This is a genomic window from Streptomyces sp. NPDC051940 (genome assembly GCF_040680895.1).
Lineage (GTDB): Bacteria > Actinomycetota > Actinomycetes > Streptomycetales > Streptomycetaceae > Streptomyces.
The window spans coordinates 1-24,817 of sequence record NZ_JBFAXR010000125.1 but is presented as its reverse complement, the minus strand read 5'-3'; the positions used below and the strand labels follow the sequence as shown (position 1 = coordinate 24,817).

Here is a 24,817-nt window from a genome sequence, read left to right as displayed (position 1 = left end):
CCTTCACGGGCACCTCGGGCCGCGTGTTCCGGGCGACGGACGGCGTCGCCCTGGACGGAGCCGCTCGCCTTGCGGGCCGTCCGGCAGGCGGCGGAGACTGATACGGAACCGCAGCCTCCGGAAGGGCCGGAACGATGGGCGACTATGTGCGGCTTCCCGGCGTCAGGACGTGGTACGAGGCCGACGGCGCCGGCGATCCGCTGATCCTCCTGCACGGCGGCCTGTGCACGAACGAGACGTGGGGAGCCCAGCGGGCCGATCTCGCGGCCCGGTTCCGCGTGCTCCTTCCCGAGCGTCGCGGGCACGGTCGTACGCCGGATGTCGAGGGGCCGCTGTCGTACCGGGACATGGCCGACGACACGGTCGCCTTCATCGAGTCCACGGCCGGCGGTCCGGCCCATCTCGTCGGCTGGAGCGACGGCGGAATCGTCGCGCTGCTCGTGGCCGTCGCCCGTCCCGACCTGGTCCGGAAGGTCGTGGCCATGGGAGCCAACTTCCTCCCGTTCCCGCAGAGCGGCGCGGCCCCGGAGGCGTTCGACCAGCTCACGCCCGACGGCCCCGAACTGGCCGTGTTCCGGGAGGCGTACGAAGCCGTGTCGCCGGACGGGGCCGGCCACTGGCCGGTGGTCGTGGGCAAACTGCGGGAGATGGCCCGTACCGAACCGGCCATCGCCACCGGGGACCTGGCCCGTATCGGCGCGCCCACGCTCGTGCTCGTCGGCGACGACGACCTGATCACGCTCGAGCACACGATCGCCCTCTACCGCGCGATCCCCGGATCGGAGCTGGCCGTCGTACCCGGTACCTCGCACGCGCTGCTGATGGAGAAGCCCGCGGTGGTCAACCGGATCATCCTCGACTTCCTGACCGGCGACCCGATCCCCACGCTGCTCCCCATCCGGCGCCACCCGGAAACGCAGCATCCCGCCTGACCGGACCGGTCAGACGGGATGTTGTGGATGTGGAGCTAAGGAGAATCGAACTCCTGACCTATTGCATGCCATGCAATCGCTCTACCAACTGAGCTATAGCCCCAAGCCGCCGCACCGGGCGGTTGCCCCGTGCGAACGAGCTAAAGCTTAGCCTGCGACCCCCCAGAAACAAAAATCGTTTCCCCCGGACGGAAACCCGGGCCCGCGAGCCCGTCAGTCGTCGTCGCCCAGCACCGGCTCCGGCAGGGTGCCGGCGTTGTGCTCCGTCAGGCGCCAGCCGCGGGCGCCCTCGCCCAGGACCGACCAGCAGCAGTTCGACAGGCCGCCCAGGGACTCCCAGTGGTGCGGGTCCAGGCCCAGGAGCCGGCCGATCGTGGTGCGGATGGTGCCGCCGTGGCTGACGACCACCAGCGTGCCGTGGTCGGGCAGCTTGTCGGCGTGCGCCAGCACCACGGGGGCCGCGCGGTCGGCGACCTCCGTCTCCAGTTCGCCGCCGCCCCGGCGCACCGGCTCGCCGCGCTTCCACGCGGCGTACTGCTCGCCGTACCGGCCGATGATCTCGTCGTGGGTCAGCCCCTGCCACTCACCGGCGTACGTCTCGCGCAGCGCCGCGTCGTGGACGGTCTCCAGCCCCGTCACGGCCGTCAGCTCGGCGGCCGTGGCGCGGGTGCGGCTGAGGTCCGAGGCGATGATCGCGTCGGGGCGCAGCGAGGCGAGCAGGCGCGCCGCGCGGCGGGCCTGCAGCACCCCGGTCTCGGTCAGATCGATGTCCGTCGAGCCCTGGAAGCGGCGCTCCAGGTTCCACGAGGTCTGCCCGTGGCGCCACAGGACGATCCGCCGGTCACGGGCGCCCGGCGCGGCGTCCGGGAGCGCCCTGACCGGCTGCGTCCCGTCAGCCATCGAAGCGGGACTCCTGGGTGTGCGCGGCCGCGTACGCCGCGGCCTTGCCGCGGGTGGCCTCCGCGTCCGGCGGCAGCGAGATCAGCGGGCAGTCCTTCCACAGCCGCTCCAGGGCGTAGAAGACCCGCTCCTCGGAGTGCTGGACATGCACGACGATGTCCGAGTAGTCCAGCAGCACCCAGCGGGCGTCGCGGTCGCCCTCGCGGCGCACGGGCTTGGCGCCGTGCTCCTTCAGCAGGGTCTCCTCGACGGCGTCGACGATGGCCTTGACCTGCCGGTCGTTGGGCGCCGATGCCAGCAGGAACGCGTCGGTGATGGCCAGCACGTCGCTGACGTCGTACGCGATGATGTCGTGCGCGAGCTTGTCGGCCGCCGCCTGAGCGGCGGCCCGGATCAGCTCGACGGAGCGGTCTGTAGCGGTCACAGGTGGGCTTCCGGTCGGGGTCGGTTACCCCTCAAGGGTCTCACGCCCCGCATACTCACCCCTCATGGTCACCCCTCGTAGTCCTTCCCCAGGACGACGGTGATGTCCGCCCCGGCCGCCCCGCTGCCCTTCTTGACGGCCTTGGCGCTCAGCCCGAGGGTCTTGGCGACCTCGGCGGCCTGTTCGGCCTGGGCGTCGTCGGTGTAGACCACCTGGGAGGTCGTCAGGGCCTTGGCCGCGGTGGAGGCGCCGGCGAAGTTGTAGCCGCCGTTGATGAGGGCGACCTGGGCCTTCTGCGCCTTGCCCTTGTCGCCGGTGGCGTTCTTCACCGCGACCTTGGCGGTGGCGCTCGGGTCGGCGTTCTTCACGGTGCCGCCGAGGACGTCCTTGACGACCTTCTTGGACGCCTTCTCGTCGAGCGTGCCGTCCTGCCGTACGGGCAGGGTCTCGGTGGCGTAGTCGCCCTCCTTCGCCCGCGTGGAGAGGGCGGCGAGGGAGGCCGCGAGTTCACCCTCGCTGAGCGAGGGGTCGGGGATGGCGCCCATGGACTTCACGACCTCGCCCGCCGTCGCCTTGTCGGAGGGGAGCTTGCTCAGCAGCCCGTGCAGGACCGCGCCGAAGCGCTCCAGGGAGGCGTTGGCGTTCTCGCCCTCCGCCCGGAAGGTGGCGTACGCGGCGGCCGCGGCGCCGTTCAGCTCCTGCGCCTCGCCCTTCTTCACCAGCGGCTTGTCGCCCTTCTTCGCCCCCGGGACGGTGGCCGTGGTGTCGAGGGTGATGCCGCCGACGCCCTCCACGAGCAGCTCCAGGAACGGGGTGTCGAGCCGCCAGGTGCCCTTGATCTGGGAGCCGAGCACGGAGTCGATGGCCTCGCGGGTGGCGCCCGCGGAGGCGTCCTCGACGGACTTGGCCAGCGTGGTGGAGCCGCCGTCGTCGGTGGTGACGGCGAGGTTGCCGGGCAGCAGCACCGTGGTGGCCTTGCCGGTCGACTCGTTGTCGACGAGGAGGGCGGTGGCGCTGTCGGAGCTGCGCAGGGGCTTGAGGTGGACGACGATCACGTCGCGCTTGTCACCGGCGGAGGGGCCGGCGGATCCGCCGGGGCCGGAGAGGAACGGCAGCTTGTCCGCGTACCAGAGATAGCCCGTGCCGCCGAGGAGGGCGACGCAGAGCAGCAGGATGAGCATCGTGCGGCGGTTCTTGCCGCGCCGCTTGGCCTCCTCGCGGCGCTCGGTGCGGCTCTCGGTGAACTTCAGCCAGTCGATGGCGTCCTCGGCCTGCTCCGTCTCCTCGTCGACGAAGGCGAACTGGCCGGTCTGGTACGCCGCCGACTCCTCGGGCGCGGGGCCCTGCTGGCGCGGGATGCTCCACTGGCCGGTGCTGGTCGTGGTCGCCTGGCCGTACTCGTCGTACCCCGGGGCCTGGGGCTGCGGCTGGGGGCCGGGCTGGTACACGGGCTGCGCCCCGGTGTCGTACCCGGGCTGGTAGACCGGCTGCTGACCGGTCTGGTACGGGTCGTAGCCGTAGCCCTGGTCCTGCTGCGGGAGGCCGCCGTAGGTCGGGTGCGAGCCGGTGGCGTAGGGGTCGTAGGCGGGCTGCTGGCCGGTGTCGTATCCGGGCTGCTGCCCCGTGCCGTAGGCGGGTTGCCGGCCCGGGTCGTACGCCGGCTGCTGACCCGTCTGGTACGGGTCGTAGCCCTGCTGCTGGTACGGCTCCTGCGGGTAGGGGTCCCGTCCGTAGGGATCACGCCCATCCGGTCCCTGCGCGTCGTAGCGCTGCCCGGAGTATGCGTCGTTCACCGGCGGTGCCCCTTCCATGGTGGGCCTGTGGTCGGGCAAGCCCATGAGTCCCCGTACGTAACCCCCGACTCCCCCGCTACCCGCATCCTGCTTGCTAAACGTGGCCGCGGTAAAGGTTTCGCTTATTGATGTAGCGCACGACTCCGTCCGGGACCAAATACCAGACGGGTTCGCCGTGGGCGACGCGATTACGGCAATCCGTGGACGAAATGGCCAGCGCGGGCACCTCGACCAGCGACACCCCGCCATCGGGAAGTCCCTGGTCGGAGAGGGTGTGACCGGGCCGGGTGACGCCGATGAAGTGCGCCAGGTCGAAGAGCTCGGCCGCGTCGCGCCAGGTGAGGATCTGCCCGAGGGCGTCGGCGCCGGTGATGAAGAAGAGGTCGGAGTCGGGATTGAGCGCCCGCAGCTCACGCAGGGTGTCGATGGTGTACGTCGCCCCGCCCCGGTCGATGTCGATTCGGCTCACCGAGAACATAGGGTCCGGAGCGGTGGCGATCACCGTCATCAGATAGCGGTCCTCGGCGGGTGTGACCGTCCGGTCGCTCTTCTGCCACGGCTGGCCCGTGGGGACGAAGACCACCTCGTCGAGGTGGAAGCGGTGGGCGACCTCGCTGGCCGCCACCAGGTGGCCGTGGTGGATGGGGTCGAAGGTGCCGCCCATCACGCCCAGACGCCGTTTCGGGCCGCGGTCAGCGGACACGGTGGATCCGGTCCCGGTCAGCGGTCACGGTTGAAGCGCGTGGTGATCCACAGCAGCAGGAGCAGAGTGGCCAGGGCGCCGGCGCCGATGGCGTACGGGTTGAGGCTGTCGTGGCCGTGGCTCTCCTCCTCCGCCGAGGAGGCGAGGGTGATGGCGAGGGTGTGGGCGGTGTGGAGAGCGCTCATCGTCAGCGGGACCTATCCAGTCAGTCGTGGGCTGGCCATAAACCTGTGACCGACATCGTATGCGGCCCCGCCGCGGGAACTCACCCGGGCTCCTCCATATGGTTCGCGCCGCCCCCGCCCAGGGACACCTCCAGGGCGTCGGCCAGCTCGCCGACCGGGGGCAGGTCGCCGGTCTCCCCCGGCCCCTGCTGGGCCCGGCGGGCCAGCCAGCCGTGCAGCCAGTCCTGGATATCGCGGGTGACCGCCCCGTAGTACGGCGTGACGGGCCGCGGCTGGGCGCGCTCCAGCGCCGCCCGCAGGGCCCGGTGGTACTCCTCGCAGAACCGTCCCCGCGCGCCGCCGCCGCACCGGGTCTCCAGGGCGTCCTTGCGCGGCGGCACGAATCCGCTGGCGACCAGGCGCTTCTGGGACGGCTCGCCGGTCAGGTCCGCGATGAGCTTCTCCGCCGCCGACCGCTCGCGGTCCGGGATGCCGGAGACGACGGCCAGGTTCTGCCCGCCCAGCACGGTCGGGCCGGGCATGGTGGCGACGCCGTAGCGCAGCCCGGGGCTGTCGGGCCGGTCCAGCTCGTCGAAGAGCTGGCCGTACGCCACGGGCCAGTTGCGCATCATCAGCGCGCGGCCGGCGAGGAACGCCCCCGTCGACGCGGACTCGTCGGCGTCGACCGACTCGGCGCCTATCACCGGGACCCGGTCCGGGTCCGCGGGGACCGCGAGCGCGTCGCCCAGCTGCTTGAGCGCCTCCGGAGCCGTCGGCCGGTCGACGCGCACCTCGTGCCGGGCCTTCCTGGTGCCCGGGTCCGTCGTGTGCACGATCTCGCCCCCGCCGCGCCAGACCGCCTCGTGGATGTTGACGGTGAGCCCTTCGTACGCCCCGAGCTGGGTGACCAGCCCGGCGGTGAATCCCGCGGTACGCCGTGCCTTGCCGGCCGCGGCCGCCAGCTCCTGCCAGTCCCGGGGCTGGAAGCCGGGGCCCAGCACGTCGGCCCGGTAGAACAGCAGGCCGGCGTCCGTGTTCCAGGGCACCGCCCACAGGCGGTCGTCCCAGGCGACGGTGTCCGCGATCTTCTCCCAGTACTTCCCGTCCTCGTCCAGCTCCGTCACCTGCTCCAGCAGCTCGCCGCGCAGCGGGCTGATCAGCTCCGCGTGGGCGAACTCGGCGGTGGAGACCACGTCGAGGTTCACGATGTCGTAGCCGTCGGGGTTGCCGGACTGCAGGGCGGCCAGCAGCTGGCTGCGCTGGCCGTCCGCTCCGGCGGGGAGCTGCACCGTCTCCACCTCGATGTCGTCGTTCTCGCTCTCGAAGCGGCTGATCAGGTCCTCGCGGACCTGGTCGTTGGACAGATCGGTCCCCGTCACCAGCCGGATCGTCACCGACCCCGACGGCTCGGCGTCCCCGCCCGTGCAGCCGGCGGCGCCGACGAGGAGCAGCAGCGCGGTCAGAGCCCTTGCGGCAGCCCCCCGTCCTCCGCGGCGCGCCCGCATCAGCCCTCCCCGCCCGCGAGCGCGCCGACCTCGGCGGCGATCTCGCCGACCTCGGCGGCGGGGTGGCAGGTCCCGCCCGCGGCCTGGGCCAGCTCGGCGGCCTCGCCGGGCACGCCCTTGCCCTTCTCGCAGCCGTACGGCCGCAGCGACATCACGATCAGCGTCTCGTCCCCGTACAGCCGCGCGGCCAGCTCGCGCAGCGCCGCGATGCGCGGCTTGCGGCCGCCCGGCAGATACTCCCCGTCCGTGATCAGCAGGATGGCGTGCCGGTCGGCGGAGGCGTCCTGCGTGACGGCAGCGACCTCCCGGCCCAGCGCGAGCCGGAGATCGGCGTGGCGCTCGTCGCGGTCGTTGAGCAGACCGTCGTCCAGGGCGGGCGCCGGGGCGTGCGGGCCCACCGTCCGCCATCGGTCCTCGAGCTGGGTGAAGCCCCGGCCGTCCTTGCCGCGCGCGAACAGGGTGAGGCTGTACGCGTCGTCGGGGCCGAGCCGCTCCAGTGACCGCAGTACGGCCTCCCGTGCGGCGCGGAACCTGCCGCCTTCGTGCATCGAGCCCGAGGCGTCGAAGAGGACGCTGAGCCGCAGGTCCTGGCGCGCGTCGCGCAGCCGCTCGATCCAGCGGGCCACCTCCACGCCCGGCAGGCGGACGGTGGGGTCGATGCTGCCGCGCCGGAAGCCGGCCGCCGCCGTGTCCGCGCGGCTCTCCTCCGACCCCAGCCAGTCCACGAGGTCCTGCAGCGCCTCCTCGCGCCTGTCGGGAACGCCGGGCGCACCCGGCAGTGCCGACCAGTCGGGCCGCACCAGCCGGTAGTCGAGCGCGGGCGCGCCCACCAGTTCGTAGCGCCAGTACGGGCCGTCCTTCGGCGTGCCGCCGGGGCAGTCCAGCCGCGGGGCCTCCCGGGCCGGCAGCGCCCGCTCGGCCGTGTCCAGCGACACCAGTGCCCCGCCGGGGCCCGTCGGCGGCCCCTTCGCCGCGGTGGTCAGGGCGCACAGGGCGGCCGTCTCGTCGGGCAGCCCCTGGACATGGCTGACGGCGGCCTCCGCCTGCTCGGCGGCGTCCTCGTCGCCGTCGCCGGCCCGCTCGGTGAACGGGCCGGTGTGCGCGGGATCCGCGGCGTGCATGCCCAGGGCCTGGTGCAGGCCGGTGACGGACTGCGCGGGGTCGGGCCGCAGCAGCCGTACGCCGCTGCCGCGCAGCTTCGGGCGGAGGTCCGCCCAGCCGGTGCGGCCGGTGCCGCCCGGTCCGGGTTCGGCCAGACCCAGCCTGCGTCCGGCGTCGGGCGTGACGACCAGTGCCATCCGGTTCACGGCGAACCTCGCCGGCGTGGGGGCCTCGCGCAGGACGGCGGCGTCCTCGGAGACGTAGGCCAGGGCGGCGGTGGAGGGCGCCAGCCACAGATCGGGCTGCGGGCCGACGTCGGTCAGTATCGACGTGGGGGTCTGTGTCGCGCCCCCCTTGCCCGGTGCCGTGGCACCGGCGGGCTGCGCCCCGCCGCGGCCCCACTCACCGGCCCGGGAGAAGCCCTCGCGCAACCGGTCGAGCCCGGCGGCGTACACGGTCACGCCCGAACGGCGGCAGTCGCCGGAGGTGTTCGCCTCGGAGCGGACGAAGCGGGCGGCGAGGTCGCGCATCGGCTGCAGGTCCTCGGGGGCGGTGGCGACGCGCAGCTCCTGCGGGGTGGGGCAGGAGGCGGAGGACGAGCCCGCTGTCCCGCCGTCCCAGGGCTGGACGAGGCCGATGACGGCGCCGGTGGCCACGGCCAGCGCCGTGGCGGCGAGCAAGGGTTTACGGGCGCGCTTCGACCAGGGGGGAGGCTGGAAGCCGCTGGACTCGGCGGCCTGGTCCGGCGCCCGGGAGATCACGATGCCCGGGCCGGAGCCGGTGCCCGAGCCGTCGGGCCGCCACCGGGCCCGGCCGCCCGTGGACCAGGCGGGACCGGACGGGACGAGCAGATCACGCAGCCGTTCCATGGTGAGCGGCGGGTCGCCCGGCTGGGTGGAGCCCATCGCGGAGCACAGTTCGTAGGTGAAGAAGCTGTACTGGGGGTCGGGCAGCTCACCGCTGTCCGGCTGTGCGGTCGCGTCGGCCAGCCAGGGCGCCGTGGTCTGCGGGTGACGGGTGGTGGGCTGAAGTCGGTTGCGCTCGCACGACCACAGAACGTACGCCCCCTCCCGCGCCCCCTCGGGCGCGTGCCGGGCGGCACCGGACCAGCAGCAGTCGAGAACGGCCACCACCTCGGCGGGGCGGTCCTTGTGGGGCAGTTTCCGCAGGATGCCCTGGACGTCGTACCGCCAGGACATCGCCGTGGCGCGCAGATCGTCGAACTTCGCGCCACGCGGCAGCAGGTACAGGTCGTCGTCGTCGACCACGCCGTGGCCGCAGAAGTAGAGCAGGAGCAGGCCGCCGGTGTCCCGGGCGGTCTCCTCCAGCCTCGCCCGCCATTCGTCGCGGGACGGGTTCTCGAGGAACCGGACGATGTCGCTGCGTTCCTTGGCCGCCGGCGGGAAGATGCCCCGGTTGGGGTCGCACAGCTGCCGTTTGAGTAACTGGAGGTTGTGCGGGGCGTACGGCAGGGCGTCGAGCTTCGCGCCGGGAAAGCCGTCCTCGACCCCGACGAGCAGCGCCGACCGGTCTCTGCCCCCCGCCGCGTTCACCCCTTACTCACCACCGGCGGTCTCGTCCCGCAGGGCCCGAGCCACCTCGTCGGTGAGCGCCGCGATCCCGGCCTCGTCCAGCTCGCCCCGGCGGACCCGGCGCCGTCCGGCGCCCGGGATCGTGATCACGACGAACGGGTCGGACCGGCGCCAGGACCGGCTGTCGTACCAGCCCCGGACGGAGCCCAGCAGTATCCCGAGCCCGAGCATGATGGTCTCGGAGGTCAGTTCGACGGCCAGGTCCGAGCCGAAGCCGGCCGTCCCGGGCTCGCCCTCGCCGCGTAACCGGCCGTGGTCGGCCAGCTCGTCGTCGTCCAGCAGCCACCGCTCGAACTCCTGGATGTCCTCGAGTTCGGCGCCCTCGTCCAGACCGATGCGCAAGTCCACTCGCCCTCCCGGGAACCCTGAGTGATCGGGGAGTCAACCATAGTCACGGTCGCCACCGCCACAACAGGGCTTGCGGACAGCCCGGTTCACCGCACCGGCAAGCGCGTTCACCCCACGCGGCGACGTGGCGGAACCGGCACCCGGGAACCCCCGTCCTACCCACAGACGTTCTTCGGGCGTGCGCATACGCTGGGTGCGGCAGTGCACTCGGGGGCGGCAACGGAGGGGAAGCACCGATGAGTGAGACGCACGAGACCACGCCGGCCCGGGAGCGCCGGCGATTCCCGGGGATCTCGTCCCGCGCCTACGAACACCCGGCGGACCGCTCGGCGCTGGTCACGCTGCGCAAGCTGAGCGGCTTCGACACCGTCTTCAAGACGCTGAGCGGGCTGATCCCGGAGCGGACGCTGCGGCTGCTGTTCCTCTCCGACTCGGTGCGGGTGAGCGACGAGCAGTTCCCGCACCTCAACGACATGCTGCGCGACGCCTGTTACATCCTGGATCTGGAGAAGGTCCCGCCGATGTACGTCAACCAGGACCCGATGCCCAACGCCATGTGCATCGGCCTGGACGAGCCGATCATCGTGGTCACCACCTCGCTGGTCGAGCTGCTGGACGAGGAGGAGATGCGGGCGGTCATCGGCCACGAGGTCGGCCACGCCCTCTCCGGCCACGCGGTCTACCGCACGATCCTGCTCTTCCTCACCCGCCTCGCGCTCGCGCTGGCCTGGATCCCGCTGGGCGCCATCGCCATCCGCGCGATCATCGCGGCGCTGCTGGAGTGGTTCCGCAAGTCGGAGCTCTCCGCGGACCGGGCCGGGCTGCTCGTCGGCCAGGACCTGCGGGCCTCGATGCGCGGCCTGATGAAGCTGGCCGGCGGCAACCACCTGCACGAGATGAACGTGGACGCGTTCCTCAAGCAGGCGGAGGAGTACGAGGAGGGCGGCGACGTCCGCGACTCCGTGCTGAAGGTCCTGACGGTCTGGCAGCGCACCCACCCGTTCACCACGGTCCGCGCGGCGCAGCTCAAGCGCTGGGCGGAGAGCCGCGACTACCAGCGGATCATGGACGGCCACTACCCGCGGCGCGACGAGGACCGCGGGGCCTCCGTCTCCGACGCGTACGCGGACGCCGCCAGCCACTACAGCTCGGCCGCCAAGAACAGCAAGGACCCGCTGATGGGCCTGGTCCGCGACATCGCGGGCGGCGCCGGGGACCTGGGCGGCAGGCTGCGCAGCACCTTCCGCGGCGGCAGCGGCAGTGGCGGCAGCGAGGCCGGGGGCAGCAGCAGCGGGAACGGCAGCAACGGCGACTCCGCCCCGCCGCCGCAGCGCGACTCGGACGACTGAGCACCGCTCCGCAGACCGAGCCGATTCACGCCCGGGGCTGGGCGCTCGGCGCCAGCACGCCGCACACGGCCGCGCTGCGCTCGCCGCCCCGGGCGTACGGGTCGGTCCCGGAGGCCCCCTCGCCCTTCTCGCCCTCGAGCAGCGGCCGCAGATGGTCCGCCTGGTCGGCGGCGCACGCCAGCGGACCCGCGGTGATCAGGGACTCGGTGAGCTGCAGCTGGTTGGCCCGCAGATCGTCCCGGTCGAAGCGCATCCGCACCACCCGGTGCACGGTGAGCAGCGAGGCGTGCTCCTCCGCCGCCGGATCGGTCGCCGCCGCCCCGGCGGGGCGCAGGGCGTAGACCACGGTGTGGTCGCCGGTGATCTCCAGATGGGCGGCGTCGGGCTCGGCGTAGGTGATGGCGCCGTCGACGCGTACGCCGGGGTCGGCCAGCTCCACCTCACGCGGGTCGAAGCGGACCATCCAGGCGGTCGCGGCGTGCCGGCCGTCGTCCACCGGATCCTCCAGGCTGCTGTCGAACTGGCCGAGCAGATCGGGGTTGAGCTGCAGCCGCACGGTGCGGATGTCGCTGCCGGTGAGCACGGCGGGCAGGACCGTGGAGGTGCGCAGATACTCCTGGGCGACGGTGAGCGCGTCCAGCACCTGGCCCTCGTTGAAGTGGTCGGTGGCCTTGGCCCGCGGAATGATGTAGCCGGCGCCGCCGACGCGGAAGTGCGCGGCCGGGCTGTTCTGGAAGAGGTCCGCCGGTCGGCCGCCCGGGACGGGCTTCGCGACGGTGAGCGGGATGATCCGGCTGCGCAGCGCCTCGGCGGGCGGCTGCCGGATGTCCTCGTAGGGATGGCGTACGCCCAGATAGATCGCCGTACCGAAGGCGAGGGCGATCAGCACGATGAGGATCAGGGCCTGCCGCGGCGCACCGCCGACCGCGGGCTTGCGCCGTCGTACGGCCGGAGCGTGGTCGGCCATCCGCTCCTGCGCGGAGAACTCCTCCAGGCGCGCGGCAGCGACGAACGACTCGTCGAACACGACGGATCGGAACTCGTCGTCACCACCCCCCGGGACGCCCTCAGGGGTCCCCTCGGGAGGGTCTCCACGCCCGGTCATATAAGGAGGGTAGGCCGAGCGGGGAACTTGTAAACGCCACCGTCAGGCACAAGTTGGACCATCTGGCGGTGTCGCGTGGGCGCGGCAGGACGCAGCCGTCCGGAGCGGGCGTCAGCGCGGTTGGACCGAGCCGTCCGGGGCGGGCGTCAGCGCGGCAGGACCGAGCCGTCCGGAGCCGCGGACTCCGCCGAGGTGGAGCTGGCGGGCCCGCCGGGGGCCGGCGCCTCGTCGCGGCCGGCGGAGCCGCTGCGGTAGACGGCCGTGAAGACGAGGGCGACGATGCCGACGCCCATCACGACGGCCAGCAGCAGCGCCACGGGCCGCTGCCACGCCACCCCGCGGTACGGGCCGAGCCTGCCGCCGTAGGGGCCGTACGGTCCGTACTCGTCGTCCGTCTCGTCCCAGTCGTGGCCGTCGTCGGGCCAGCTCTCCGCGACGGCGCGCTCGGCTTCCGCGCGGGCCTCGGCGGCGGCGACCATCCGCTCCACGGCGGTCGGTTCGTGGACGACCGCGGCCCGTACGAAGTCCTCGTCGAGGACCACGGAGGCGAAGTCGTCGTCCGCGCCCCCGCGGTGATTCCTGTCGGGCTCGTCGCCGTCAGGGAAGAACGGCCTGCCCCCCACATCGTCCGGCACAGGAAAAGGGTAGACCGGCGCGGCGGATTTGGGCAGGGTGAGCCGGGAGATGATGATTTGTCAGCTCCGGCCCCGGTTCAGCCGCGGGTGTGCCCCTCGCCCGTGACCACGTACTTCGTCGAGGTCAGCTCCGGCAGGCCCATCGGGCCGCGGGCGTGCAGCTTCTGCGTGGAGATGCCGATCTCCGCGCCGAAACCGAACTCGGAGCCGTCGGTGAAGCGCGTCGAGGCGTTGACCATCACGGCCGCCGAGTCGACCGTCGCGACGAACCGCTTCGCGGCCGAGGTGTCGCGGGTGACGATCGCCTCGGTGTGCCCGGAGGACCAGAGCCGGATGTGGTGCACGGCGGCGTCGAGGGAGTCGACGACTGCGGCGGCGATGTCGTACGACAGATACTCCGTCTCCCAGTCGTCGAGGGTGGCCGGGGCGACCTCCACGCCGGCCGCCGCGCCCGCCTTCACCCAGGCGTCGTCGCCGTGCACGGTGACCCCGGCGTCGCGCAGCGCGGCCAGGGCACGGGGCAGGAAGACGTCGGCGACGGCCTGGTGGACGAGCACCGTCTCGGCCGCGTTGCACACGCTGGGGCGCTGGGCCTTCGCGTTGACCAGGATCTTCAGGGCCTGGTCGAGGTCGGCGTGCTCGTCGACGTAGACGTGGCAGTTGCCGGTGCCGGTCTCGATGACGGGGACGGTGGACTGCTCGACGACGGCCTTGATCAGGCCCGCGCCGCCGCGCGGGATCAGCACGTCGACCATGCCGCGCGCCCGCATCAGCTCCTGTACGGAGTCGCGGCTCTCGCCCGGCACCAGCTGGATGGCGTCGGCGGGCAGCCCGGCGCCGTGCACCGCGTCGCGCAGCACCTTCACCAGGGCGGTGTTGGAGGCGTACGCGGAGGACGAGCCGCGCAGCAGGACGGCGTTGCCGGACTTCAGGCACAGGGCGGCGGCGTCGACCGTGACGTTGGGGCGGCCCTCGTAGATGATCCCGACGACGCCGAGGGGGACGCGCAGCTGGCGCAGCTCCAGGCCGTTGGGGAGGGTCGAGCCGCGCACGACCTCGCCGACCGGGTCGGGCAGGGCGACGACGTCGCGTACGTCGGAGGCGATGGCGCGCACGCGCTCCGGGGTGAGCGTGAGGCGGTCGATGATCGCCTCGGAGGTGCCGGCCTCGCGGGCCCGGACGATGTCGGCGGCGTTGGCCTCGACGATCTCCTTGGCGCGGACCTCCAGGGCGTCGGCGATGGCCAGCAGCGCGTCGTCCTTCACGGAACGCGGCAGCGGGGCCAGGTCGGCTGCGGCGCTGCGGGCGCGGTAGGCGGCTTTGAGGACCGGGGAGAGGTCGTCGAAGGGCGTGGTGGTGACGCTGCTCATGGGTGCAGCGTAGCGAGGGCGGGGCGGGGGGCGGCCGGTATTCCGAACGGTGAGACGGACGTCTCGGATTTCGGTGCGGGCCGGTGAGGGCGTCCCGGGTCCGGGCGTCCCGGACTCAGTACGGGTGGACGCCGACGGGTGTCGCGGGCGGCGGGCCGTAGCCGTCGGCGATGCGCTGGTGGTACGTCTCGCGGTCGATCACCTCGAGGCCGACGATCTGCCACGGCGGCAGCTGGGCGGTGGTGCGGTGCTCGCCCCACAGGCGCAGCGCCACGGCCGCAGCGTCGTGCAGGTCGCGGGCCTCCTCCCAGTAGCGGATCTCGGCGTGGTCGTTGGCGTAACGGCTGGTCAGCAGGAAGGGGTGGTCGTGCGCGAGCTGCTCGAGGCCGCGGCGGACCTCTTTCAGCGGGGCCTCCGGCCCGGCCACGCTCAGCGTGACGTGCCACAGGCGCGGCGACTCCGCGGAGCGCCCTCTCGGGGCCCGGCGGGGCACCGGCTCGACCCCGTCGGCCGTGGGGCCGTCCGGATCCGCCGCCGGCCCGCTCCGCATCTGCTCCTCCGCCGGCTCCCCGACACTGCTCAGTCTGCGCTCGGCCCTGGCTCGGGGCAGCGCCCCCGGACGCCCTCGCCTCACGGGCGGCCTCCTGAATACGAGTCTGCACCGGACCGCCCTGCGGTGGCGGTCCCATACAACAAAGTTGACCAGTCCCGCGCCGCGCATGTGAGCGTTTTACCCAAGCTGGGAAAGCGGGGGTGGCGTTTTCGGCCGTTCTGTGGATTTCGGTGGCGGTGTGGCCGCTCCTGGTGTGGGAGCGGCCGGCGGTCAGGTGTGCAGGACGACCAGGTCGTCCCGGTGGACGACCTCGCGCTCGTACGCGGGGCCCAGTTCGCGGGCCAGGTCGCGGGTCGAGCGGCCGAGCAGGCGGGGGATCTCGCCGGAGTCGAAGCTGACCAGACCGCGGGCGACGGGGACGCCCGCGGTGTCGTGCAGCTCGACGGGGTCGCCGGCGGTGAAGCTGCCCTCGACCGCCTTGATGCCGGCGGGCAGCAGGGAGCTGCGGCGCCCCACCACGGCCTGTACGGCGCCGTCGTCCAGGACCAGCACACCCTGCGGGGTCGAGGCGTGCGCCAGCCACAGCAGCCGGCCGCGGGCGCGGCGGGCCGCGGGGTGGAAGTACGTTCCGGTGGGGCGGCCGGCCAGGGCGTCCGCGGCGTGCACGGCCGACGTCAGGACGACCGGTACGCCGGCCGCGGCGGCGATCCGGGCAGCCTCGACCTTCGTCGCCATGCCGCCGGTGCCGACGCCGGCGGAGCCGGGGCGGGCGACGTCGACCCCGGCGAGTTCGGCGTGGTCGCGGACCTCGGCGATCCGCCGGGTGCCGGGGGCGCTGGGGTGGCCGTCGTACAGCCCGTCCACGTCGGACAGCAGCACGAGCAGGTCGGCCCGTACGAGGTGCGCCACGAGGGCGGCCAGCCGGTCGTTGTCCCCGAACCGGATCTCGTCCGTGGCCACGGTGTCGTTCTCGTTGACGACGGGCACGGCGCCCATCGTGAGGAGCTGCTCCAGCGTGCGGTAGGCGTTGCGGTAGTGGGCGCGGCGGCTCATGTCGTCGGTGGTGAGCAGCACCTGGCCGACGCGGCGGCCGTAGCGCGCGAAGGAGGCGGTGTAGCGGGCGACGAGCAGGCCCTGGCCGACGCTGGCGGCGGCCTGCTGCCGGGCGAGGTCGCGCGGCCGCCGCGGCAGCCCCAGCGGGGCGAGTCCGGCGGCGATGGCACCGGAGGACACGAGCACCACCTCGCGCCCGCCCTCCGGCGCGGCGGCCGTCGCCAGCGCGTCCACGAGGGCGTCCACCCGATCGGCGTCGAGCCCGCCGGCCGCGGTGGTGAGGGACGACGACCCCACCTTCACCACAACCCGCCGCGCCCGCGCCACCTTCTCGCGCCTACCGTCAGCCACGACCATCCTTCCCGTCCAGGGACAAGAACGTCTCAATTTACGCGCCCCGACCTCACCCCGCCGATCCGTCCAGCGTACGGACGCGACGGGCCTCCGGCGGGGGGCGGGGCACGGTGCGCCGTCCGGCGGGCAGCTCACCCACCACTGCGGCGGCCGCGCACCGGGCCCAGGCTTCGCCGCGTGCGAGCGCAACGCCTCGGCGGCGAGCCGCACTGGCAACCAGCCAGCGGCCGGGCAACCCACCGGCGCGGGACATCGCCTCCGGCGGGGGCGTTGGGCACAGGGGTGCGGGCCTGCGGGCAGTACATCCGCCGGCGCGGCGGCCGGGCGCCGGGCCAAGACAGCGGGCGGACGCAACGCCTCCGGCGGGGGCCGCTGGGCACTGGGTGCGGGCCTGTGGGAGGCGCACCTGCTCCTGCGCGTGCTGGGCACCGGCCAGCGGCCAGGGTCGCCGGTGCGGCGCATCGCCTCCGGCTGGCGGGCGGGGCACCGGGTACAGGTGGGCGGGCAGGGCTCCCGCCCCTGCGGCGGCCCGCCAGGCTCCACGCCGGCGTCGCCCCGCCGGGCTGAGCCCTCCGCTGGTGCGCGTAGCGCTGGGCAGAGCGCACCCCCTGGTGCGCGTACCGCCGGACAGACCCACCCTCTAGTGCGCGCACCACCAGGCGGAGCCCTCCACCCCTGGCGGGCGCACCACCGGGCAAAGCCCACCCCCTGGTGCGCGCACCACCAGGCGGAGCCCTCCACCCCTGGCGGGCGTAGCGCCCTCCAGCCGCGCGCCAGTGCGCGAGTCGAGCGGCTCGCCCGGGTTCGCGGCAGGGCGTGGTGCCAGGTCCCCCTTCCGGCGGGCGGCCGGTGCGCGGTGCCGGGGGGAGGCAGCCGCCGCCGGGCGCCGGCGCGCGGCGTCTGGGTCAGCCGCGGCCCGAGTCGTCGAACGGGTCGAAGTCGCCGTACTCGCGTTCCATCCGCTCCGCTTCCTTCTCCTTGCGGCGCGCGACCGCGGCGCGAGGCGCGTCGAAGCGGTGGTCCTCGCCGCGGCGGCCGAGCATCTCCGCGCCCGCGACCATCGCCGGCTCCCAGTCGAAGACGACCGCGTCCTCGCCGGGGCCGATGGCGACCGTGTCGCCGGGGTGGGCGCCGGACTTCTTCAGCTGGTCCTCGACGCCCAGCCGCGCGAGGCGGTCCGCGAGGTAGCCGACGGCCTCGTCGTTGGCGAAGTCCGTCTGGCGCACCCAGCGCTCCGGCTTCTCGCCCAGAACGCGGTAGACCAGACCCTCCGAGGTCTCCTCGGCGCGGATGACGAAGCCCGCGTCGTCGACCGCCTTCGGGCGGATGACGATCCGCGTCGCCTCCTGCTTGGGCTTCGCCGCACGCGCACGGTCGACGATGCGGGCGAGGGCGAAGGACAGCTCCCGCAGGCCCGTACGGGAGACGGCGGAGACCTCGAAGACCTCGTAGCCGCGGGCGAGGAGGTCCGGGCGGACCATGTCCGCCAGCTCCTTGCCGTCGGGGATGTCCGTCTTGTTCAGCACCACGACGCGCGGCCGGTTCTCCAGCCCGCCGTACTGCGCCAGCTCCTCCTCGATGATGTCGAGGTCGGAGACCGGATCGCGGTCGGACTCCAGCGTCGCGCAGTCCAGCACGTGCACGAGCACCTCGCAGCGCTCCACGTGCCGCAGGAACTCCAGCCCCAGCCCCCTGCCCTGGCTGGCGCCGGGGATCAGGCCGGGGACGTCGGCGATGGTGTACGTGACGGAGCCCGCGGTGACCACGCCGAGGTTCGGGACCAGCGTGGTGAACGGGTAGTCCGCGATCTTCGGCTTGGCGGCGGAGAGGACGGAGATCAGCGACGACTTGCCCGCGCTGGGGTAGCCGACGAGCGCCACGTCCGCGACCGTCTTCAGCTCCAGCACCACGTCCCGCATCTCGCCGGGCACACCCAGCAGCGCGAAGCCGGGCGCCTTGCGCCGCGCGGAGGCCAGCGCCGCGTTGCCGAGGCCCCCGCGGCCGCCCTGGGCGGCGACGAAGCTCGTACCGTGGCCGACGAGGTCGGCGAGCACCTCGCCGGACTTCGACAGCACGACGGTGCCGTCGGGCACCACGAGGACCAGGTCCTGGCCGTCCTTGCCGGAGCGGTTGTCGCCCTCGCCGGGCTTGCCGTTGGTGGCCTTGCGGTGCGGGTGGTGGTGGTAGTCGATGAGCGTGGTGACCGACTGGTCGACGATCAGGGTCACGTCGCCGCCGCGCCCGCCGTTGCCCCCGTCGGGGCCGCCGAGCGGCTTGAACTTCTCCCGGTGCACGGAGGCGCAGCCGTGCCCGCCGTTGCCCGCGGCGACGTGCAGCTCGACGCGGTCCACGAAGGTGGTCATGACGGGGTGCCTCCAAAAAGCAGGGTTTGTTCAAGCAGTAACACGCCGAGGGCGGACCCGCCCCTCGTGACCGGTGAAGGTCACAGGGGGCAGCGTCCGCCCTCGAAACGAAAGTGGGTCAGCCTCAGGCAGCGTCGGCCGGAACCACGTTCACGACCTTGCGGCCGCGCGCGCGGCCGAACTCGACGGCGCCCGGGATCAGCGCGAACAGCGTGTCGTCGTTGCCGCGGCCGACGCCCGCACCCGGGTGGAAGTGGGTGCCGCGCTGGCGGACGATGATCTCACCAGCACTGACGACCTGACCGCCGAAGCGCTTCACGCCGAGGTACTGGGGCTTGGAGTCGCGACCGTTCCGAGTGGACGATGCGCCCTTCTTGTGTGCCATGTCTCCTCAGTCCTTTGCTTACTTCGCGGCCGGCGCGGGGATGCCGGTGATCTTCAGCGCGGTGTGCAGCTGGCGGTGGCCGATCCGCTTCTTGTAGCCGGTCTTGTTCTTGTACTTCTGGATGCGGATCTTGTCGCCCTTGTGGTGGTCGACGACCTCGGCCGTGACCTTCACGCCGTCCAGCACCCACGGGTCGGACGTGACGGTGTCGCCGTCCACGACGAGCAGCGTCGAGAGCTCGACGGTGTCGCCCACGTTGCTGGTGGAAATACGGTCAACCTCAATGACGTCGCCGACAGAAACCTTCTGCTGGCGGCCGCCGGTGCGCACGATGGCGTACACGCGGATCTCTCTCTCGCTCGAAGTGGAGCGCCGGATGCTAGCCCCCACGGGTACCGGTGACGGTCCGTGAGCGGCCTCTCCCGTCGTGATGCCGGGAGGGAGGTGGCTCTGGCGCAGTGGCACACCCGTAGGGCATGCCGACGGTCTAGGTTACGGGGGGTGGTACCTACTGGTCAAACCGGGCCTGGGCGAGCTGCCCGGGCCCCTCGCGTCTGGACTGCTGGGGCACCGTCCGGCCCTCTGAGCGCCGGGGCGCCGGTGCCGGGGTGCGCTGCTCCAGGGGTACGACGGCCGGCCGCGTGGCCTCCTCGCCGAGGAAGACCCTCCGTACGACCCGCTCGGCGGCGAAGCCGTCGTCCCAGGCGCAGAAGCGCTCCCGGAACGCCTGCCGCAGCTTGGCGGCCTCCCCGCCCGCCCAGGCGCCGGAGCGGAACGCCTCGACCAGCTCGCCCTCGGTGGTGGCGATCACGCCGGGGGTCTCGCCGGGGCGTCCGGAGAGCAGGTCGAAGGTGACGCCGCGGCAGGTGCGGTACGCCTCCCAGTCGTCGGCGTACGTCACGATCGGCCGGTCCAGGTTGGCGTAGTCGAACATGACCGAGGAGTAGTCGGTGACGAGCGCGTCCGAGGCCAGGCAGAGCTCCTCGACGGACGGGTGCCGGGAGACGTCGACGACCGCGCCGCTCGCGGCGAGGGCGGTCAGCTCCGGGTCGCCGCCGTAGGAGTAGTGGGCGCGCGCCAGCAGTACGAAGTCCGGCCCGAGGTCGCGGGCGACGCGGGCCAGGTCCAGGCGCGGTACGTAGCCGTCGCGCTGGTGGTCGCGCAGGGTGGGGGCGTACAGCACGGCGGTCCGGCCGGGCGCGATGCCCAGCTCGCCGCGGACGCGCTCCACGTCGGAGGCGGTGGCGCGGTAGTAGACGTCGTTGCGCGGGTAGCCGGCGTCGAGCGTCTCGAAGGAGGACGGGTAGACGCGCGCCCAGTGCTCGGTGGAGTGCGGGTTGGACGACAGGCTGTAGTCCCACCGGTCCACGCGCCCCAGCAGCCGGTCGAAGTTCATGCTGCCCGCGACGGCCGGGTAGTGCCGCTGGTCGATGCCCATCCGCTTGAGCGGGGTGCCGTGGTGGGTCTGCAGATGGACCTGGCCGCGCCGCTTGACCACCGCGTCGGGGAAGTTGACGTTGTTGACGAAGTACTTCGCCCTGGCCATCGCCCGCCAGTAGCCGAGGGTCGACGGGGCGATCCGGCGGATCCCGGGGGGCAGGCTGTCCGCGTACTTGTTGTCGACGGCCCACACCGCGCGGATGCCGGGCGCGAGCCGCCGCGCGGCCTCGTGGACCGCGAGGGGGTTGCAGGAGGGGGTGCGGCCCCAGTACGCCGAGTACACGGCGAGGTTCTCGTCGATCGGCAGCCGGCGCTGCAGCGCGTAGTAGGCGCGCAGCACCCGGCGGCCCGCGAAGCGCTTGAGCCGGCGCACGGTGCGCTGCGCGCGCTCGCGGGTGCCGTTGGCCACCTTCAGCGCCTCGAAGGCGGCGTACGAGCCGGTGGCGAGCACCTTGAACTTCAGCCCGAGGATCCCGGCGGGCTCCCGGTAGCCGGCGGGCTTGAGCCGGCCGTACACCTTCGCGGCCTGCCGCAGATAGGCGCGCCGGTAGCCCTTCGGTATCCGGAAGCCCCTGGCGAAGGTGTGCAGGAAGTGGCTGATCATCCGCTCGAAGACGATGCCGCGGAAGACCTCGCCGTCGGGGCGGGTGTCGAGGTAGTCGAAGATCCGCTGGTACTGGTCGAAGATCACGAAGTGGGCGCGCGGGGAGCTGCTGCGCATGGAGGAGCCCCGGCGGCGCTGGCGGTACTCGACGCACACGTACTCCAGGGACGCGACCCGGCGGGCGGCGGCCATGGAGGTGTACACCATCAGCGAGTCCTCGTAGAGCCCGTCGCTGAAGCGGAAGCCCTCGGCGGCGAAGAACTCGCGGCGGTAGGCGCGGTTCCACACCACGGCGATCACGCGCAGCAGGTCCTGGTGCTCGGCGGGGCTGACGACCCGGCCGCGGACGCCCGCCAGATAGGGCGCGGAGGTGCTGGGCTCGACCTTGCCGTTCCAGTACGTGGCGACGTGGTCGAAGAGCAGGACGTCCGGATCCTCGGCCTCGGCCAGCCGGGCGGCGATCGCCTGCAGCGTCCCGGGGCGCATCGAGTCGTCACCGTCGAGGAAGAGGAGGTAGTCGCCCCTCGCCTGCCCGACACCGGTGTTGCGGGCGGCACCGATCCCGCCGTTCTCGGCGTGATGCACGACACGCACACGCGCGTCACGCGCCGCGAACTCGTCGAGGATCGCCCCGCTGTTGTCGGGGGAGCGGTCGTCGACCGCAATGACCTCGAAATCCGGGTAACTCTGCGAAATCACCGAGTCGAGGCATTCGCGCACATAACCCTCTACGCCGTAGACGGGAATGATGACGCTGAAGCGGGGGAGCATTTCGGACGACATACCGCGCACCTCCGTGACGCGAAAGCCCTTGGCGGCCTGGTACAGGCTCCGGCATAGCCGGTATCCCGTCCGCTCGGCGTTTCTCACGGAACCCGTCAAGAACCCATCAGGGCCCCGTCAGGAACTCACCTGGAACGAGCCACGGACCTCGGGACACCGAGGTGACATTCCACTCTACAGGATCTTTCAGGCCGCCCTTCGGGAGCGGACCTCGCTCAGCGCCCGGCGCACGGCCTTGTGCGCCACGCCCTTCAGACCCTGCGCGGGGATCTTCGTCGGGTACTCCTTGAGCGCCCGGTACAGGTCGTCCGGCACCCCGCTGTCGTCGCGGAAGTGCGGGTAGGCGAGGAAGGTGCCACCCTTCTCCTTGACGACCTTCGGCTTCTTCTTGGCCTTGCGGAAGTTCAGTACGTCGTCCACCAGGTCGAGCCGGTCACGCGACAGGCCCCAGGTGATCAGCCGCTGGTCCACCGGCATCAGCCGGGACACACCCTGCGTCCAGTAGGTGTCGAGCAGGGGCTTGGCCAGCTGCTGCTTCGCCCGCCGGGTCTCCTCGTCCTGGGTCAGGAAGTGGCCCTTGAACTGCGCGAGCAGGGTCACCTGGAAGGGCCGCATCATCAGCTGGTCGCGCTTGAGCCCGGGCGGCTGCAGCTTGGTGATCAGCTCCATCAGCACGCGTGCGGACTCGAAGCGCGGCTCGTGGCCGCCGCGCTGCGTGGCGTGCTGGCCGTCGCCGCGGCGCACCAGGAAGTAGCAGTCGTAGTCGGCGACCAGCGAGATGCCGGAGCCGCGCAGATACGCGGGGAGGGTGAAGGCCGCGTCCTCGCCGGTGGTCAGGTTCTCCGGGAACGCGAGTCCGAGCCGGACGGCCAGCTCGCGCCGGAACAGCTTCTGGGCGCTGAGCGTGTACTTCAGGGTCGGGGTCGCGAAGATGTCCGTCTTCGCGATGTTCTTCGTCCACATGGACTTGGGGGCGCCGCGCCCGACACCGACTATCTTCCCCACGACCACGTCGGTGCCGTTCTCGTCACCCATCGCGACCATGCGCTCGAGCGCCTCGGGGCCGAGGTAGTCGTCGGCGTCGAGGAAGAAGACCCAGCGGCCGGCGGCGGCGGCCAGCCCGACGTTGCGCGGCTTGCTGGGCCCGCCGGAGTTCTCCTGGTGGATCACCGTGGTGGGTACGGCGGACTCGGCGGCGAACTTCTCCAGGAACTCGGCCGAGCCGTCCGTGGAACCGTCGTTGACGACGATGAGTTCGATCCGGTCCGCCCCCAGGGTCTGGGCCGCCACCGATTCGAGGCACTTCACCACGAACGGCATTCCCTGGTAGACGCCGACCACTACTGATACGTCCGGCACCCGCACGCACGACCTCCCTGCGAGACCCCGTCCGGCTGAGGACGGGGCGACCATGGCTAGCGCGCGCCCCGGGCGGCGCGCTTCACAGCCCCGATGACGTCGACCTTGGCCACGCGCACGGTGAGCCCGCCGTTCTTGGCGGAGTAGGGCTTGGCGTACCAGGGCGCGAGTCCTCGGCGCCATCGCGTGGGAGCGGGGAGCTTGCCCGCACGTACGGAATTCCCCTCCGGGGAATCCCCGGAGTTCAGAGTGTGGAGGACGCGCCACTCGCCACTTGAGGCGAACCGCAATGTACCAGAGATGACACCCTTGCCCTCCCGGTTCATCTGAGCGGGAATCCGCTCTCCCGCCTCGTTCACCGCGTGTACGGAGACGGTGGACGGGTCCACGCCGGGAAGGGCGCTGAATTTGATCAGCATGACGGCGTCGCCGCCGCGCTGCCAGGTCGCGCTCACCGGGACCGCGGACATCGCGTGCTCCGGGTGCAGGCCACCGCCCATGTCCACCGAGAAACCGCCGTCCTCGGAGTCGAAGAAGCCGACCACACAGGTGGCGTTGTCCTTGCTGCCGATGCCGTACGACACGGCGTCCCCGGACACCTCCGGGGCGCGCTCGGCGCCGATACGCACCGTGTTCTCGGAATCACCCACCGCAAGGGTGAGATACAAGTCCCACACCCCGGCGGGAAGTTGCGCACCCTCCGCCAACTCCTTGGCGTTCAGCACCAGGTCGAAGCCGGAGTCCGGGCACGCCTGGCCGGACTCGCTCACCAGCTGGGGGGTCGCGGTCCGGCTCACCGAGAGGCGGTACGTGCGCGCGGTCGACCGGTTACGCAATTCCGCCTGGAATCCGGCCCGCTCGTTCGGCGTCCCGTCCGCGTACGCATACCCCGTCACCACGAGCGTCTCCTTCTCGACCCGCACCCCGGTGATTCGGTGCCGGACGGCGGACAGAGCGGTAGAAGCGGAATGCATGGGGCGGGTCACCTGTCTTCTCAGAAGATCGCGTCGGACACTGCTGCTCGACAGAGGTTATGGTACGGGAGCCGGGTTCGGGGGCCGGCGCCGGAGACGAGCGATGAGCTGAAGGACACGCAATGACGGACAGCACGCTGGCCACCTGGAATTGGCGGTCCGCCACGAGCGGCAAGACCAATTTCGGCGATGAGCTGGGCCCACTCATTCTCGAGAAGCTGGGTCTGAAGGTCCGCGTGACCGACCTCAAGGACGCCGACGTCGTGACCATCGGTTCCGTCCTGCGTGTGGTGTGCCAGGAGGGGAAGGACGGCCTCGTCGTCTGGGGCACGGGCCTCACCCGCGAGTCCGCGCTGCCCAAGCGGGACTTCCAGGTCACCGCGGTCCGCGGCCGCCGCTCCGCGGCGGCCCTCGGCGTGGACGTGCCGCTGGGCGACCCCGGGCTGCTCGTCTCCCGGTTCTGGCAGCGCCCGCGCGTGAAGCACCAGGTGGGCTTCGTCCCGCACTACCTCGACAAGCGCGGCTTCGGCAGCTGGGCCGACAAGATCATCGACGTCTCCCGCCCGGTGGACGAGGTCCTGGAGGACATCGGCTCCTGCGCGACGATCGCGACGTCGTCGCTGCACGGCATGATCGTCGCGCAGTCCTGGGAGATCCCGGTCATGCGGATTCCGCACGGCAAGGTGCCGGGCGGCGACTTCAAGTGGACCGACCACATCACGGCGATGGACCGGCCCATCGCCACGATCCAGGACGACCTCGTCGCGGCCCTGGAGCGCGGGCTCGGCCAGTCGCTGTAGCGACGCACCGGGGACGCGCCGGGGGCGGCGCCCGCACGCCCCTCCCGTGCCGGGCTGCGTGTCGCGCCCCGCTGCGGGGGCTTCGCCCCCGGCCCCCCTTCGCGGGCTGCGCCCGCGTCGCGCCTGAACGGCGCTCGGCCTCAAACGCCGGCCGGGCTGGGATCGCCCACTGCAACGGCCCCCTGGTTGCGGAACGTTCCGCCACCAGGGGGCCGGTCAGCCGTGTCG

22 protein-coding genes and 1 tRNA gene are annotated in these 24,817 nt (G+C 72.5%); 3 read left to right on the top strand and 20 right to left on the bottom strand.

The window, feature by feature from the left end:
- Positions 1–134 precede the first annotated feature (134 nt).
- Positions 135–932: an alpha/beta hydrolase gene (locus tag AB0M28_RS32905; RefSeq protein ID WP_365413104.1), complete on the top strand. Its 798-nt coding sequence runs from the start codon at positions 135–137 to the stop codon at positions 930–932.
- Between the two features lie 30 nt (positions 933–962).
- Here AB0M28_RS32905 and AB0M28_RS32900 read toward each other — a convergent pair.
- The 9 genes from AB0M28_RS32900 to AB0M28_RS32860 all read right to left on the bottom strand — a co-directional run bounded on the left by AB0M28_RS32900 (position 963) and on the right by AB0M28_RS32860 (position 9,462).
- Positions 963–1,035: transfer RNA gene (locus tag AB0M28_RS32900), tRNA-Ala, on the bottom strand.
- Positions 1,036–1,145: 110 nt separating this feature from the next.
- A complete protein-coding gene (locus AB0M28_RS32895) occupies positions 1,146–1,832 on the bottom strand; it encodes a histidine phosphatase family protein (protein ID WP_365413102.1) in 687 nt (228 codons plus the stop codon).
- Positions 1,825–2,256, bottom strand: a complete 432-nt coding sequence (rsfS, locus tag AB0M28_RS32890; protein WP_365413100.1) for a ribosome silencing factor — start codon at positions 2,254–2,256, stop codon at positions 1,825–1,827. Before rsfS ends, AB0M28_RS32895 begins: the two co-directional genes overlap by 8 nt.
- Positions 2,257–2,324: 68 nt before the next feature.
- Positions 2,325–4,049 carry a LytR C-terminal domain-containing protein gene (locus tag AB0M28_RS32885; RefSeq protein ID WP_365413098.1) on the bottom strand — a complete coding sequence of 575 codons (1,725 nt, stop codon included), beginning with the start codon at positions 4,047–4,049 and terminating at the stop codon, positions 2,325–2,327.
- A 94-nt stretch (positions 4,050–4,143) separates the two neighbouring features.
- Entirely contained in the window at positions 4,144–4,713 is a 570-nt protein-coding gene (nadD, locus tag AB0M28_RS32880; RefSeq protein WP_365413108.1) for a nicotinate-nucleotide adenylyltransferase, read from the bottom strand.
- A gap of 56 nt (positions 4,714–4,769) precedes the next feature.
- Entirely contained in the window at positions 4,770–4,937 is a 168-nt protein-coding gene (locus AB0M28_RS32875; RefSeq protein WP_365413096.1) for a hypothetical protein, read from the bottom strand.
- Between the two features lie 80 nt (positions 4,938–5,017).
- On the bottom strand, positions 5,018–6,421 hold the full coding sequence (locus AB0M28_RS32870; protein ID WP_365413094.1) for an extracellular solute-binding protein: 1,404 nt from the start codon (positions 6,419–6,421) through the stop codon (positions 5,018–5,020).
- Positions 6,421–9,075: a hypothetical protein gene (locus AB0M28_RS32865; protein WP_365413092.1), complete on the bottom strand. Its 2,655-nt coding sequence runs from the start codon at positions 9,073–9,075 to the stop codon at positions 6,421–6,423. Before AB0M28_RS32865 ends, AB0M28_RS32870 begins: the two co-directional genes overlap by 1 nt.
- Before the next feature lie 3 nt (positions 9,076–9,078).
- Positions 9,079–9,462, bottom strand: a complete 384-nt coding sequence (locus AB0M28_RS32860; protein WP_365413091.1) for a hypothetical protein — start codon at positions 9,460–9,462, stop codon at positions 9,079–9,081.
- 236 nt (positions 9,463–9,698) lie between these two features.
- On the opposite strand from AB0M28_RS32860, the gene AB0M28_RS32855 reads away from it, so the two are divergent.
- Positions 9,699–10,811, top strand: a complete 1,113-nt coding sequence (locus AB0M28_RS32855) for a M48 family metallopeptidase (RefSeq protein WP_365413089.1) — start codon at positions 9,699–9,701, stop codon at positions 10,809–10,811.
- A gap of 25 nt (positions 10,812–10,836) precedes the next feature.
- Here the strand turns inward: AB0M28_RS32855 and AB0M28_RS32850 are convergent, their stop codons facing one another.
- From AB0M28_RS32850 to AB0M28_RS32800, 11 genes are all read right to left on the bottom strand, one after another.
- Positions 10,837–11,916 carry a hypothetical protein gene (locus AB0M28_RS32850; RefSeq protein ID WP_365413087.1) on the bottom strand — a complete coding sequence of 360 codons (1,080 nt, stop codon included), beginning with the start codon at positions 11,914–11,916 and terminating at the stop codon, positions 10,837–10,839.
- Between the two features lie 146 nt (positions 11,917–12,062).
- On the bottom strand, positions 12,063–12,551 hold the full coding sequence (locus AB0M28_RS32845; RefSeq protein WP_365413085.1) for a hypothetical protein: 489 nt from the start codon (positions 12,549–12,551) through the stop codon (positions 12,063–12,065).
- 77 nt (positions 12,552–12,628) lie between these two features.
- Positions 12,629–13,921, bottom strand: a complete 1,293-nt coding sequence (locus AB0M28_RS32840; protein ID WP_365413084.1) for a glutamate-5-semialdehyde dehydrogenase — start codon at positions 13,919–13,921, stop codon at positions 12,629–12,631.
- Positions 13,922–14,036: 115 nt separating this feature from the next.
- The gene (locus tag AB0M28_RS32835) at positions 14,037–14,555 is read right to left on the bottom strand and encodes a hypothetical protein (protein WP_365413082.1); all 519 of its coding nucleotides are present in this window, start codon (positions 14,553–14,555) and stop codon (positions 14,037–14,039) included.
- Positions 14,556–14,744: 189 nt separating this feature from the next.
- A complete protein-coding gene (gene proB, locus AB0M28_RS32830; RefSeq protein ID WP_365413106.1) occupies positions 14,745–15,830 on the bottom strand; it encodes a glutamate 5-kinase in 1,086 nt (361 codons plus the stop codon).
- 956 nt (positions 15,831–16,786) lie between these two features.
- Entirely contained in the window at positions 16,787–18,244 is a 1,458-nt protein-coding gene (gene obgE, locus AB0M28_RS32825) for a GTPase ObgE (RefSeq protein ID WP_365413080.1), read from the bottom strand.
- Between the two features lie 124 nt (positions 18,245–18,368).
- On the bottom strand, positions 18,369–18,629 hold the full coding sequence (gene rpmA, locus AB0M28_RS32820; RefSeq protein ID WP_365413078.1) for a 50S ribosomal protein L27: 261 nt from the start codon (positions 18,627–18,629) through the stop codon (positions 18,369–18,371).
- A gap of 18 nt (positions 18,630–18,647) precedes the next feature.
- Positions 18,648–18,971: a 50S ribosomal protein L21 gene (gene rplU / locus AB0M28_RS32815; protein WP_365413076.1), complete on the bottom strand. Its 324-nt coding sequence runs from the start codon at positions 18,969–18,971 to the stop codon at positions 18,648–18,650.
- A 166-nt stretch (positions 18,972–19,137) separates the two neighbouring features.
- Complete coding sequence (locus AB0M28_RS32810) at positions 19,138–21,456, bottom strand: bifunctional glycosyltransferase family 2 protein/CDP-glycerol:glycerophosphate glycerophosphotransferase (RefSeq protein ID WP_365413074.1); 2,319 nt, start codon at positions 21,454–21,456, stop codon at positions 19,138–19,140.
- A gap of 186 nt (positions 21,457–21,642) precedes the next feature.
- Entirely contained in the window at positions 21,643–22,821 is a 1,179-nt protein-coding gene (locus AB0M28_RS32805; protein ID WP_365413072.1) for a glycosyltransferase family A protein, read from the bottom strand.
- Between the two features lie 50 nt (positions 22,822–22,871).
- Positions 22,872–23,789: a hypothetical protein gene (locus tag AB0M28_RS32800; protein ID WP_365413070.1), complete on the bottom strand. Its 918-nt coding sequence runs from the start codon at positions 23,787–23,789 to the stop codon at positions 22,872–22,874.
- Between the two features lie 122 nt (positions 23,790–23,911).
- Between AB0M28_RS32800 and AB0M28_RS32795 the strand changes: the two genes are divergently transcribed.
- A complete protein-coding gene (locus tag AB0M28_RS32795; protein ID WP_365413069.1) occupies positions 23,912–24,589 on the top strand; it encodes a hypothetical protein in 678 nt (225 codons plus the stop codon).
- Positions 24,590–24,817 lie beyond the last annotated feature (228 nt).

Coding starts and splice junctions, on each gene's coding strand:
- AB0M28_RS32905 (WP_365413104.1), top strand. CDS start 135: ATGGGCGACTATGTGCGGCTTCCCGGCGTCAGGACGTGGTACGAGGCC.
- AB0M28_RS32895 (WP_365413102.1), bottom strand. CDS start 1,832: ATGGCTGACGGGACGCAGCCGGTCAGGGCGCTCCCGGACGCCGCGCCG.
- nadD (WP_365413108.1), bottom strand. CDS start 4,713: ATGGGCGGCACCTTCGACCCCATCCACCACGGCCACCTGGTGGCGGCC.
- AB0M28_RS32875 (WP_365413096.1), bottom strand. CDS start 4,937: ATGAGCGCTCTCCACACCGCCCACACCCTCGCCATCACCCTCGCCTCC.
- AB0M28_RS32870 (WP_365413094.1), bottom strand. CDS start 6,421: ATGCGGGCGCGCCGCGGAGGACGGGGGGCTGCCGCAAGGGCTCTGACC.
- AB0M28_RS32855 (WP_365413089.1), top strand. CDS start 9,699: ATGAGTGAGACGCACGAGACCACGCCGGCCCGGGAGCGCCGGCGATTC.
- AB0M28_RS32850 (WP_365413087.1), bottom strand. CDS start 11,916: ATGACCGGGCGTGGAGACCCTCCCGAGGGGACCCCTGAGGGCGTCCCG.
- AB0M28_RS32840 (WP_365413084.1), bottom strand. CDS start 13,921: ATGAGCAGCGTCACCACCACGCCCTTCGACGACCTCTCCCCGGTCCTC.
- obgE (WP_365413080.1), bottom strand. CDS start 18,244: ATGACCACCTTCGTGGACCGCGTCGAGCTGCACGTCGCCGCGGGCAAC.
- rpmA (WP_365413078.1), bottom strand. CDS start 18,629: ATGGCACACAAGAAGGGCGCATCGTCCACTCGGAACGGTCGCGACTCC.
- AB0M28_RS32810 (WP_365413074.1), bottom strand. CDS start 21,456: ATGTCGTCCGAAATGCTCCCCCGCTTCAGCGTCATCATTCCCGTCTAC.
- AB0M28_RS32800 (WP_365413070.1), bottom strand. CDS start 23,789: ATGCATTCCGCTTCTACCGCTCTGTCCGCCGTCCGGCACCGAATCACC.
- AB0M28_RS32795 (WP_365413069.1), top strand. CDS start 23,912: ATGACGGACAGCACGCTGGCCACCTGGAATTGGCGGTCCGCCACGAGC.